We start from the raw sequence: 12,135 nt of genomic DNA, 5'->3' as shown, positions 1-12,135 counted from the left end.
CTCCCCCACCACCACACCCCGCTGGCCGGCCCCGTGGGCCGTGCCGCCCCTGCTGCCGGCCGCAGGCCGGGACGGAGAGACACCATGACCGCGACACCGACCGACGCCGCCGCGAGCGGCGGGCCCACCGGCGACCGCACGACCGCGCCCGTGCCCGTGCCCGTCGGCGCCGGCGACACCGTGCTGCGCCCGCTCGGCCCGACCGAGCGGTGGTACTGGCTCGCCGACCAGGTCTCGCCGTACAACGGCCTGGCCCGGGTCCGCGTCCGGGGCGACCTCACCGCGGACGACATCGCCGCCGCCCTCACCGAGTTGCAGCGGCGCCACCCGTTGCTGCGGGCCGCGGTCCGGGCCGACGCCAAGGGCCGGCCCGTCTTCGTCGCCGTCCCCGGCCGGGCCGCCGAGCTGCGCACCGGCCCGCTGACCGACCTCGACGGGCAGTGGGTCGAGGAACTGCAGGAGCGGGAGTCCTGCCGGCCGCTGGACCTGGCGCGCGGCCCGGCCTTCCGGGCGGTCCTGCTCAGCACCCCCGACGGCCTCACCCACGACCTGCTGCTGGTGGTCTCCCACGTCGTGGTGGACGCCAGTTCGCTGGTGTCGCTGCTGCGGGAGTGCGTCACCGCCGTCGCCGCGGACGGACGGGGGCGGGAGGCGGAGCGGACGGTGCTGCCGCCGGTGGAGGAGCTGATCCCCCGCGCCCACCGCACCTACCGGCCGGCCGAGCTGCTGCGTACGGCGCGGTCCATGGTGCGCGAGCAGCGGCGCATCAAGGAGCGGGCGCCGGTGCGGATCGTCGGTGGCGAGCGGGTGCCGTTCGCCGAACGCCGCTCCGGTCTGGTCCACCGGTCGGTGCCCGCGGCGGCTCTCGACGCGCTGCTCGCCGAGAGCCGCCGGCAGGGCACGACGGTCCACGGCGCGCTGGGCGCCGCCCTGGTGCGGGCCGCGGCGGAACACGCGGACGACCTGTTCGCCCCGGAGGACCGGCCCGGCCCCGACGGGTCGATGCGCATCACGCTGGGCTCACCGGTGGACCTCCGCGCGCGGCTGGAGCCGCGCGTGGCGCCCGAGGAGGTCGGCGCCTTCGTCTCGATGCTGCGCACCAACGTGGACCACCGGCCGGAGCGGGAGTTCTGGGAGACGGCCCGTTCCATCACCACGGACATGCGTGAACGCCGGGAGCAGAGCGAGGACTTCTGCATGCTCCACATCTCGCGGTGGGTGGTGCCGCGCGCCGACAAGGGGGTGCTGAAGCTGCTGGAGGCTGCGGAGGCCTCCAACCCGCAGAACCTGGCGCTCTCCAACTTCGGGCGGGTCGACTTCCCCGAGCGGGACGGGCCGCTGCGGTTCTCGGAGGTGCAGCTCGCGGCGAGCCTGGGCGCGAGCTGCTACCTGGGCGCGGTGGTGGTCACCGCCCACGACACGGCCAACCTCAACCTCAACTACCTGCGGCGGGCGATCTCCCCGGAGACCGCCGTCGCCGTCGCCGACCGCTGGCACCGGTTGGTGATGGAGCGGTGCGAGGCGGCGGGCGCGGGCGGCGACGGGGCTGCGGCGGCGCGCGCGTGAGCGGGCACGTCGGGCCGCACCCGCTGGACGGGACGGAGGAGATGGCGGTGACCGCACCGCACGACGGGTCCGGGACCCGGTCGGCGTACGAGCAACGGGGCTGGTGCGCGGCACCGTTCGAGCTGGAGCCGGAGCTGCTGGCCTCGGTCAGGTCGCGGGTCGAGGCGATCTCCCGGACGGCGCGTCCCGAGGTGGTGTACGAGGAGGGCTCCGACACCGTGCGCGCGCTGCACGGCTGCCACCGCTACGACGAGGTGTGCGCCGCGCTGGTGCGCCACCCGGCCGTGGTCCGGCTGGCCGAGGAGCTGGTGGGAGAGCCCGTGTACCTGTACCAGTTCAAGGTCAACATCAAGGGACCGCGCGAGGGCCAGGAGTGGCCCTGGCACCAGGACTTCGCGTTCTGGGCCCACGAGGACGGGATGCCGGAGCCGCGGGCGGTGAACATCGCGGTCAACCTGGACGAGGTGCACCCCGCCAACGGCCCGCTGACCGTGCTCAGCGGGTCGCACCGGCTGGGACTGGTCGGTGACGGCGCGGCAGAGAGCGGCGACGACTGGCGTTCCCACGTCTCGGCCCGCCTCACGCACACCGTCCCCGAGGAGGTGGCGCGCGCCCTGGCCGTGGAGCATCCGCCGCGGCAGGTGCTCGGCGGTGCCGGCGCGGTGACCGCCTTCCACCCCTCGATCGTGCACGCCTCGTCGAACAACACCTCCGCGGACCGGCGCGCGGTGCTCTTCCTCACCTACAACGCCGCCACCAACGCCCCGGCGCACCCGAAGCGGCCGGCGTTCCTGGTCGAGCGGGACACCACACCGGTCCGGGCCGCCGTGCACACCGGCTGAGCCGGGCCGCGCGCCGGGGCCGGGTGGCGACGGCGGCGGCACCCACCGACGGTGGCCGAGTGCCCCCTCCGCCGTGCGGCGGACCGCAGCCGGCGCCGCCCGCCGACGCGCCGCGGGGCACACCCGTGCCGGTGGGCACCCGCCCGCGGCCGACCTGCCCGGGGACCGCCGAAACCGCCGTGCCCGCTGCGCCCGCTGCGCGGCCCTTCCGCCGGCCGCGGGGCGTCACACACCGGCACCGCACTGTCCGAATCCGTTATCGGACACCGTTTCTCGCGAATCGGCCAAGGTTCGGGGCCGACCACCCCGAACTTTCGGCCACCGTTGCCGTACCGGCCGGTAGGGCGCGAACATCACTGTCGACAGGGGGTCTCAATCTGATTCCGGAAGCGAGCGGAGCCGTTGGCACCGGGGCAGACAACAGCGACAGCGGTTGCCGGCACGTGGGGCCCGCCCGCGACGGAAATGTCTCGTGCTCACTGCAAGGTCGCAGCAGGAAGGCAACCACCACCAGTGAAGATCAATCTTCTGGGGCCGATGGAGGTCATCGATGACGGGGTCCAGCTGCGGATACCAGGGGAGAAGTTACGGGCGGTCCTCGCCGCTCTCGCGCTGTCCGCACGCCGCTCGGTGTCCCGAAGCGAATTGATTGACGAATTGTGGGGGGAAACACCACCCAACAGTGCCGGAAATTCACTGCACGGCCACATCGCCCGGCTGCGGCGGGTTCTCGTCGCCCACGGCGGCAAGTCGGACCTGCGGGACGTCATCCGCACCTCGCCCACGGGCTACGTGCTGGACCTCCCGCCCGACGACGTGGACGTCTCCCGACTCTTCCACCTCGTGGCGCGCTCCGACGCCGCCGCCGCGCACGATCCACGCACCGCCGTCGACCTGCTCAACGAGGCCCTGGCGCTCTGGCGCGGGCCGGCGCTGGTCGACGCCGGCAACGGCATGATCTGCCAGGTCGCCTACACCCAGCTGGAGGAGGTCAGACTGGGGGCGTACGAGAGACTCTTCGACATCCGGCTGCGGCTCGACCAGGCCCGGGCCGTCATTCCCGACCTGGAGCTGCTGCACGCCCGGTACCCGCTGCACGAGCGGTTCTGCGAGCAGCTCATCACCGCGCTCTACCTCTCGGGACGCCAGGCCGACGCGCTGAACACCTACCACCGCACCCGGGACTACCTCTCGCAGCACCTCGGTCTGCAACCCGGCCACGGGCTGCGCGACCGGGTGCAGGACATCCTCCGCCAGGCCCCCCACCTCATCTGAGGCCGGCGGCACGGGCCGGCCGGGGGGACCGGCTCACACCGCTCACACCGACTTCGTGACCCGCAGGATCTGCCAGATGGCCCCCAGCCGGGCCCGCCCGTGGAACGCCAGGTACTCGGGATGGACCAGCTGGGGGCCCCACTTCTCCTTGTACGCCAGTTGGCTCGCGGCGGGGTAGATCTTCTCGCCGCGCTCGGCGAGCAGCCGCATGATGCGGGCGGTGGCCCGGCTGGACTCCGGCGGGTCGTGCTCCGGGGAGAGACCCGTGAACGGCGTGAACCCGAAGTGCAGCCACTGCGCGCCCTCCTCGCGGAACGTCTCCAGCGCGGTGAGGTTGATGGCCTCCATGACGCCCGGGGGTGCCTGCGGGACCCGCCGGCTCAGGTCGTGCAGCCACCCGGGGCGCGACCCGTAGGCGGGCGAGTACGAGATGTACGCGATCGGCTCGCCGTCGAGCCGGCCCAGCAGCAGCCGCCGGGCGTGCTGCGCGGGCCCGCCCAGTTCCCCGACGAGGAACTCGATCTCCTTGACGTGCCGGCCCTTGCCGCGGAGCCACGCGGCGTCGATGCCCTCGATGCGGGTGCCGACCTCCTCCGGCGCGACCTCGGTCACCTCCAGTCCGCTGCGCCGCGCGCGCGAGATCTTGTTGCGCAGCTTCATGAAGCGCGTGCCGCGCAGCGAGAACTCCGGCAGGTGGACCGAGTAGGAGGAACCGACCTGGTTGACGGTGTAGCCGCACCGGGCGTAGAGCTCGACGTCCGGCCCGAGCAACTGGACCGCCACGACCTTGCGCCGCCGCTCGCGCGCGTGGGCGAGGAAGGCGCGCAGCAGCGACTCCCGTTCCGCCGGCGGCGCCCAGACGCCGCCGAACTGCACCAGGTACCGCCCGGCCTCCCGGTAGGCGATGACGCCCTCGGAGACAGGGGCGGTGAAGTAGGCGTTGCCGGCGTTGAGCGCGAGGAACGCGCTGGGGTTGTCGCCGTGGCTGCGCAGCTTCTCCAGCACGTCCAGCACCTCGTCGTCGGAGACGGTGCCGCCGGGGTTCGTCATCTCACTCCTGTGGTCCGAGAACGTGGTCGAGCTCCCGCGCCGGATCGGCTCGCGGCGTCGGATGCGGTCGGCAGCAGGGCGGAAGGGCGCCCTCCGACCGGGTGGCGTTCGGGCTTCTTTCGCCAACGCAGCAGAGGGCCGTGGCCGGCGGCGGGGGCCCGGCGCGGGGTCCCGCACACGCTCCGAGGCGTCGGTGGGCGGGGCCGCGGCCCCGTCCCATGCTCTTCACCTGCGCTGCCATCCCGCTGAAACGGCTGTCTCAGCGCGTTCTCAGTCCCGTCTCCGGGGATTCTCAGGTGGCTCTGTGAAGGTCTGACCCGTCACCTGGAGTGCGGAATTCCCGTCATCGGCGGGCCGGAGAGCGGAGGGCTGCGTGAGCAGCGATGTCGCAATGACCCCGACGTCGACGGAAGAACCGACCGAAGCGTCTTCTTCCGGTGTCACGACTTATCTCTCGCTGGTGGGCGGCGAGACCGTTCCCGGTGAGGAGTGGGTCTATGTCGTCGACTCCGACGCGCTGCTCGACAACGCGTTCGCGACGCTGTCCCTCAAAAGGAAACTCGAACGCGGAAAAGTCTCGGCAAAGAATCTCCCGCCGACCATCGTCGGCCGGGTGGCACGGGCCGACCGCGCCACCACGGAGCGCGCCCTTCAGGCGGCGGCCGCGGCGACGGGGCCGTGGTCGCGGGTCCCGGCGGAGGTCCGCATCGACCGGTTCGGGGAACTGCTCCGCCGCCGGCTCGTCGAGCGGTCCGAGCAGCTGACCGAGGTGCTGGTCAGGGAGGGTCACCCCCTCGCACTGGCGCGGTGGCAGGTGTCGGGCGCCCTGGAGGTGTTCGGGCCGGAATCGCTGGGGTTCTACCGTTCCCAGATGCTGCAGGAGTTCCGCCACGGGGACCGGCGGATCTCGGTCCGCCGGCGCCCCGACGGCGTGGTCTGCCTCAACCCGCCGCAGAACGCGCCGCTCTCCAGCGCCCTGCTGGGGGTGACCGCCATCATGGCCGGTAACTCCCTTGTGGTCCGCGCGCCCCGTAGTGCGCCCCTGGGCGCGATGTACGTACTGCAGGAAGTCGTCGCGCCGGTCCTGGCCGAACTCGGAGCCCCGCCCGGCACGCTCAACGCGGTCTGCGGCGACCCGGCACCCATGCTCAACGCCTGGCTGGACAGCCCGCTGGTCGACGACATCATGTACTTCGGCAGCAGCGAGAACGGCATCCGCTTCCAGGAGCGCTGCATCGCCGCCGGGAAGAAGCCGATCCTGGAGCTCGCCGGGAACGACGTCGTCCTGGTCTGGAAGGACGCCGACCTCGAAGCGGCCGCGGACGCCATCACCGAGAGCTTCTACGGCTCCGGTCAGCTCTGCATGATCCCCAACCAGGTGGTCGTCCACCCCGACGTCCGCGACCGGCTGCTGGCGCTGCTCGCCGAACGGGCGGCACGGATTCGGCCGGGCCGCGCCTCGGAGGAGGGCGTCCTGCTCACGCCGGTCCTGCGGAACGAGAAGTTCTTCTCCTGCCTCCAGGACGCCCTGGACCGGGGCGCCGAACTCGTCTGCGGCGGCCACGCGGTGCAGGAGGACGGCACCCGGGACACCGCCGGCATCTTCCTGGAACCGACCGTGGTGCTGATACGCGGCGGGCTGGAGAAGGCGCGCGAGGTGCAGGCGGTGCGCGAGGAGACCTTCTTCCCGCTGCTGCCGGTGATCGCGGCGGAGCCGGCCCCCGACGACGTGCAGCTCGACCGGTTCGTCGACTTCGTCAACAGCAACGCCTACGGGCTGCGGAACTCCGCGTGGGCGGGCGACCCGGAAGTGGTCGACGCGATCGTCGGCCGGATCACCCAGGGCGGGCTGCTGAAGGTCAACGACTCCCACATCGGCTTCCTGCCCTACCTGCCCACCCACGGCGGCACCGGGCTGACCGGCGGCGCCTTCGGCGAGGCCAACTACCCGATCCTGCGCACCTCCCACGTCCAGGGGGTCAGCGTCGCCACCGGCGTCCGTCCCACCGAGGCGGTCTTCGGCGCCTGGCAGGCGATGCGCGCCGCCGCGGGCGACTGACCCGGCCGCGTCCTGCTCGCACGGCACCGCAGCACGGCACCGCAGCACGGCACCGCAGCACGGCACCGCAGCACGGCACCGCGGCACGGCACCCGCCGCACGGCACCGCACCACCCGCACCCGCCCGATCCGATGAGCTCCAGAAGAGTCCCGAGGGGGCCCCTTGCGTTCGCTGGAATCCGCACGTGAGACGTGCGAGTCGCTGCTGCCCGGTCTGCTCGGCCGGCTCGCCGACGTACCGCTGGAGGAGCTGGAGGCGCCCCGCAGCGCGGCCTTCGACGACTTCCGGGCCGCCGGCGGCCCGGCCCTGCTGATCCCCGCCTCCTACGGCGGCAAGGGCGCCGACCCGCTGCAGGCGCTCGCCGTGGTGCGCGCCCTCGCGTCGCGCGCCCCCTCGCTGGCCATCGCCACCACGATGCACCACTTCTCCGTGGCGACGCTGTTCACCCTCGCCGACAGCATCCAGAGCAGCGGTATGGAGTGGGCCCTGCTGGAGGGCATCGCCGAGCAGCGGCTGCTGGTCGCGTCCGGCTTCGCCGAGGGCCGCCCCGGCCGGGGCATCCTCTCGCCGACGATGACGGCCACCGAGGCCGACGGCGGCTACGTCATCAACGGCGCCAAGAAGCCCTGCAGCCTGGCGCACTCGATGGACCTGCTCACCGCGAGCGTGGCGCTGCCGGCGGCCGACGGCGGGGAGCCGTCCATGGCGGTGCTGCTGGTCCCCCGGGAGACCGAGGGCATCTCCGTCCACCCCTTCTGGGGCAGCCGGACGCTGGCAGGCGCCGAGAGCGACGAGGTGCGGCTGACCGACGTCTTCGTCGACGAGAAGCTGCTGATGCGGACCGAGCCCTCGGTCGCCGGCCGGCTCGACGACCTGCAGACCGTCGGCCTCATCTGGTTCGAGCTGCTGATCTCCGCCTGCTACCTCGGCATCGTCAGCGGCCTGGTGGAGCGGGTGGTGGACGGCGGGCGCGGCAGCGCCGCGGACCGCGCCGGGGTGCTGACCCGCCTGGAGACGGGCGCCCTGCTGCTGGAGGGCACCGCCCGCATGATCGCGGACGGCGACACCGGCAACGCCGACCTGGCGCGCACCCTCGTCGCCCGCTACGGCGTGCAGGACGCGCTGCGGGACGCGCTGGGCCGGGCCGTGGAACTCCTCGGCGGGTCGGCGTTCATGTCCTCCTCCGACGTCGGCTACCTCGCCGGCGCCGCGCACGGCCTGTCGTTCCACCCGCCGTCGCGGGCGAGTTTCACCGACCCCTATCTCGACCACGCCGCGGGCCGGCCGCTGCGCCTGACCTGACGAGGGAGAGCCATGACATCGACCCCAGCCGCACCTCCGCCGCCGCTGCGCACCCCGGCCGCGCGGGCAGCCGTCCCCGGGCGGGACGAACTCGGGGCCCTGTACCGGGCCCACCTCAGCAAGGGCCGGGCCACGCTCGGCGAACTCTTCGGCGGCCACGTCGAGGTCGCCTCCCAGGGCGCCTGGGTCACCACCGCCGACGGCAGCCGCTTCCTGAACTGCGGCGGCTACGGCGTCTTCCTCGCCGGCGCGCGGCACCCCACGGTGGTGCGGCACGTCGCCGAGCAGCTGGCGACGCACCCCGTGGCGACACGGCTGTTCCTGGAGCCCCAGATGGCGCTGGCGGCCGACGCACTGGTCGCCGTCGCCCCCGCCGGGCTGGAGCGGGTGCACTTCGCCGGCTCGGGGGCGGAGGCGGTGGAGGCCGCGGTGAAGCTGGCCCGCACCCGCGGCCGCCGCCGGCTGGTCGCGACGGAGAACGGGTACCACGGCAAGACGATGGGCGCGCTCAGCCTGACCGGCCGCAGCGTCTTCCAGGAGCCGTTCCGGCCGCTGCTGCCGGACACCACCCACGTTCCGTTCGGCGACCCCGCCGCCCTGGAGGCAGTGGTGGCGGCCCACCCGGGTGAGGCGTGCGTGGTGCTGGAGCCCGTCCAGGGCGAGGCGGGGGTGGTGATCCCGCCCGACGGCTACCTGCGGTCGGTGCAGGAGATCTGCCACCGCCACGGCGCGTTCCTGGTGCTGGACGAGATCCAGACCGGGCTCGGGCGGCTCGGCTCATGGTGGGGCGTGGACCGCGAGGGCGTCACCCCCGACGTGCTGCTGGTCGGCAAGGGGCTCAGCGGCGGGATCGTCCCGGTCTCGGCGGTGGTCGCCACCCACGAGGCGTTCCGGGCGTTCGACCGGGACCCCTACCTCCACACCTCCACCTTCGCCGGGGCACCGCTGGCGATGGCCGCCGTCCGCGGGGCCCTCGCCGCGCTCCACGAGGACGACCTCGTCACGCGCTCCCGGCAGCTCGGCGCGGAGATGCTACCGGAGCTGGAGCGGATCGTCCGCTCGCACTACGGCACCGCCGTCCGCGACGTCCGGGGCCGGGGGCTGCTGCTGGGGATCGAGTTCGCCGAACCCGGCCCGGCCGGCGACCTGCTGATCGAGCTGATCATGAACGGTGTCATCGCCAACCACTCCCTCAACTCGCACCTCGTCCTGCGCTTCACCCCACCCGCGGTACTCACCCGCGGCGACCTGGACTTCTTCTACGAGGCGGTCGACCGGGCGTGCCGCGCGCAGAGCGTCCGCTACGGAACGACGGCAGAAGGCGGCAGCAACCATGCGTAGCGTCAGTGTCACCCTCAGGATCGCCGAGCAGGACGCCGAGCAGGCGTTCGACCGGGTCAGCGCGTTCAGCCGCTACCCGGAGCTGACCGACGTGATCCGCTCGGTCGAGACCCGGCAGGTCTCCCCCTCCGAGGAGATCAGCGACTGGGAGGTCTACTTCCGCAACGGCGTGCTGTGCTGGAGCGAGAGCGACCTCTTCGACCGGGACACCCTCACCATCACCTTCGAGCAGGTGGACGGCGACTTCGCGGAGTTCCGCGGCACCTGGCGCATGGCGGCCGACGGCCCCCACTGCCTGGTGGTCTTCGCCGCCGAGTTCGACTTCGGCATCCCCAGCCTCGCCGGCATCCTGGACCCGGTCGCGCAGCGGGTCTTCAAGGAGACCATTGCCCGGGTGGTCATCGGGCTGTTCGCGGGCGGTGCCGAGGTGGTGGGCGACGAGGCCGTCGCCCGGGCGGTCGCCGACGCGCGGGCGGTCGCCGAGGCGCGGGCGGCAGCCGCGGCAGGTGCCCCGGGGGCGCTCTGATGGACGCCCGGAACCTCTTCGAGACCCCGACGACCTACCGGCTGATCCGGCTGGAGTACGCGCTGGGGCTGGCGGTCGCCACGGTCCTGCTGCTGGCCAACCTGGGCGAGGTGCGCTGGGCCGCCTTCCTCGCGCTGTTCGTGTACATCGACCTCATCGGCTACATCCCCGGTGCGATCGCCCACCACCGCAGCCCGACCGGCGAGATCCACCGGGCCTACTACGTGCTCTACAACGCGATGCACAGCCTGGTGACGCAGGGGCTGGTGGTCCTCGCCTGGATCTGGCTGTGGGGCGCGGAGTGGGCGCTGCTCGCCATCCCGATCCACCTCTTCGGCGACCGCGCGCTCTTCGGCAACTTCCTCAAGCCGTTCGCGCTGAGCTTCGAACCGGTCCCCCACCCCGCCTACACCCGGCTCGCCGCCGATCTGGCGGCCCCGGCGGCCGGGCGCACCGCCGCCCCGGCCGGCGACAGCGGCACATCCGGCACCGGCACCCACACCGACACCGGCACAGCCGCCGCCCACCGGGCCCAGAACTCCTGACGGCGCGCCCGCACGCTCTCGCGGCGCACCGACGACACCTCTTCCGGAAGGGGACACCATGTCCGACACCTACCAGCGCCTCGTCGACCTGCTCGCCGGCTCCTTCGGCCTGGACGCGGCGGACATCACGCCGGACAGCACACTCGGCGGCCTCGAACTGGACTCGCTCGCCCTCGTCGAGCTGTCCGTCGCCTCCCAGGAGGAGTTCGGGGTGGAACTCGACGACAGCGAGGTCGACCTCGGCTCCACCATCGCGCACGCGGCCGGGGTCATCTCCGGGAAGCTGACGGCCGTCTGATGAGCGGCGCCACGGGAACGGCTCGCAGGGAGCCGTTCCACGCCGCCGTCACCGGGGTCGGTCTCGTCACCGCCGCCGGGGTCGGGGTGGCCCGCACCTGGGAGACGCTGCACGCCGCCCGCGGCACCGCGGCGGTGGACCACCCGGAGCTCGCGGGCCTGCCGGTCGACTTCGCCTGCTCGGTACCCGACTTCGACCCCGGGGCCCTCATCGAACGCAAGCAGCTGTGGCGGCTGGACCGCAGCAGCCAGCTGGTGCTGGTGGCGGCGCACGAGGCCCTCGCCGACTCGGGGCTGGACCGGGACGCCTGGGACGCCACCCGCGTCGGGGTCGTCCTCGGCAACGGCATCGGCGGCGCCGCGACCTGGGAGAAGCAGCACACCGTGCTGCTGGAGCGGGGGCCGCGCCGGGTCTCCCCTCTCCTGGTGCCGATGCTCTCCCCCAACATGTGCGCCGGCTACGTCTCCATGATGTTCGGCGCCCGCGGCCCCAGCTTCGTGACGGCGACGGCCTGCGCCTCGGGGACCACCGCGACGGGCGTGGCGCGCGAGCTGCTGCGCTCGGGGCTGTGCGACGTGGTCGTCACCGGCGGCACCGAGGCTCCGCTGGTGCCGTCGCTGGTCACCGGGTTCAGCCAGATGGGGGCGCTGGCCGCCCGGCGCGAGGACCTCGCCGAGACCTCCCGGCCCTTCGACGCGGACCGCGGCGGCTTCGTGCCGGCCGAGGGCGCGGGCGTGCTGGTGCTGGAACGCCCGGAGCACGCGCGGGCGCGCGGCGCGCGCGTCCGGGCGATGGTCAGCGGCTACGGGGCCTCGGCCGACGCCCACCACGCGACGGCGCCCGACCCGGACGGGATCGGCGCCGAACTCGCGCTCCGGGCCGCGTTGACCGACGCCGGCGTCGGTGCCGACGAGGTCGACCACGTCAACGCGCACGGCACCGCCACCCAGCTCAACGACGCCACCGAGGCCCGGATGATCCGCCGGGTGCTGGGCGAGGGCCCCGCCGTCACCTCGGTCAAGGGGGTGGTGGGCCACTCGCTGGCGGCGGCCGGCGCCATCGAGGCGGTGGTGACGGCGCTGACCGTGGAGAGCGGCCACATCCCGCCGACGGCCAACCTCGAGAGCCTGGACCCGGAGCTGGAGGTGGACATGGTCCACAAGGCCGGCCGCCGGGCGGCGGTCGAGGTGGCGGTCAGCAACTCGTTCGGCTTCGGGGGGCAGAATGCCGTGCTGGTCCTCACCCGGGCCTGAGCGGGCCGCGGCAGCGCCCGGGCGCGGGCGCGGGCACCGCCGCCGCCAGCGCGGCGAAGGAGTCCACGGCCCGGCCG

Annotated in this window: 11 protein-coding genes; 10 read left to right on the top strand and 1 reads right to left on the bottom strand. The window is 73.6% G+C overall.

The genetic code is table 11. The annotated features are described in order from the left end of the window. Window positions 1-84 precede the first annotated feature (84 nt). From HCN56_RS18280 to HCN56_RS18270, 3 genes are all read left to right on the top strand, one after another. Window positions 85-1,566 (top strand): phthiocerol/phthiodiolone dimycocerosyl transferase family protein, encoded by a 1,482-nt coding sequence (locus HCN56_RS18280; protein ID WP_167972500.1) that lies wholly within the window; start codon window positions 85-87, stop codon window positions 1,564-1,566. Window positions 1,567-1,613: 47 nt separating this feature from the next. Beyond that, window positions 1,614-2,408 carry a phytanoyl-CoA dioxygenase family protein gene (locus HCN56_RS18275; RefSeq protein ID WP_312871292.1) on the top strand — a complete coding sequence of 265 codons (795 nt, stop codon included), beginning with the start codon at window positions 1,614-1,616 and terminating at the stop codon, window positions 2,406-2,408. Window positions 2,409-2,921: 513 nt separating this feature from the next. Then, window positions 2,922-3,683 (top strand): AfsR/SARP family transcriptional regulator, encoded by a 762-nt coding sequence (locus HCN56_RS18270; protein ID WP_167972498.1) that lies wholly within the window; start codon window positions 2,922-2,924, stop codon window positions 3,681-3,683. A 42-nt stretch (window positions 3,684-3,725) separates the two neighbouring features. Here HCN56_RS18270 and HCN56_RS18265 read toward each other — a convergent pair whose 3' ends face one another. Further along, the gene (locus tag HCN56_RS18265; RefSeq protein WP_209312891.1) at window positions 3,726-4,733 is read right to left on the bottom strand and encodes an MprF family protein; all 1,008 of its coding nucleotides are present in this window, start codon (window positions 4,731-4,733) and stop codon (window positions 3,726-3,728) included. A gap of 373 nt (window positions 4,734-5,106) precedes the next feature. Between HCN56_RS18265 and HCN56_RS18260 the strand changes: the two genes are divergently transcribed. From HCN56_RS18260 to HCN56_RS18230, 7 genes are all read left to right on the top strand, one after another. Next, a complete protein-coding gene (locus HCN56_RS18260) occupies window positions 5,107-6,792 on the top strand; it encodes an aldehyde dehydrogenase family protein (protein ID WP_376770890.1) in 1,686 nt (561 codons plus the stop codon). Between the two features lie 163 nt (window positions 6,793-6,955). Next, a complete protein-coding gene (locus tag HCN56_RS18255; RefSeq protein WP_167972496.1) occupies window positions 6,956-8,095 on the top strand; it encodes an acyl-CoA dehydrogenase family protein in 1,140 nt (379 codons plus the stop codon). Between the two features lie 12 nt (window positions 8,096-8,107). Further along, window positions 8,108-9,436, top strand: coding sequence for an aspartate aminotransferase family protein (locus HCN56_RS18250; protein WP_167972494.1), 1,329 nt, complete (start codon window positions 8,108-8,110; stop codon window positions 9,434-9,436). Next, the gene (locus HCN56_RS18245) at window positions 9,429-9,962 is read left to right on the top strand and encodes a type II toxin-antitoxin system RatA family toxin (protein WP_167972492.1); all 534 of its coding nucleotides are present in this window, start codon (window positions 9,429-9,431) and stop codon (window positions 9,960-9,962) included. The genes HCN56_RS18250 and HCN56_RS18245 overlap by 8 nt, the downstream gene beginning before the upstream one ends. After that, complete coding sequence (locus HCN56_RS18240) at window positions 9,962-10,507, top strand: hypothetical protein (RefSeq protein WP_245246711.1); 546 nt, start codon at window positions 9,962-9,964, stop codon at window positions 10,505-10,507. The genes HCN56_RS18245 and HCN56_RS18240 overlap by 1 nt, the downstream gene beginning before the upstream one ends. Before the next feature lie 58 nt (window positions 10,508-10,565). After that, entirely contained in the window at window positions 10,566-10,805 is a 240-nt protein-coding gene (locus HCN56_RS18235; RefSeq protein WP_167972490.1) for an acyl carrier protein, read from the top strand. Next, on the top strand, window positions 10,805-12,058 hold the full coding sequence (locus HCN56_RS18230; protein ID WP_167972488.1) for a beta-ketoacyl-[acyl-carrier-protein] synthase family protein: 1,254 nt from the start codon (window positions 10,805-10,807) through the stop codon (window positions 12,056-12,058). The genes HCN56_RS18235 and HCN56_RS18230 overlap by 1 nt, the downstream gene beginning before the upstream one ends. The last annotated feature ends 77 nt before the right edge of the window (window positions 12,059-12,135 follow it).

Origin of the sequence: Streptomyces lonarensis, from assembly GCF_012033735.1 — a bacterium.
GTDB classification, from domain to species: Bacteria; Actinomycetota; Actinomycetes; order Streptomycetales; family Streptomycetaceae; genus Streptomyces; species Streptomyces lonarensis.
The sequence above is the reverse complement of the archived record's forward strand: the minus strand, read 5'-3'. Positions and strand labels throughout refer to the sequence as shown.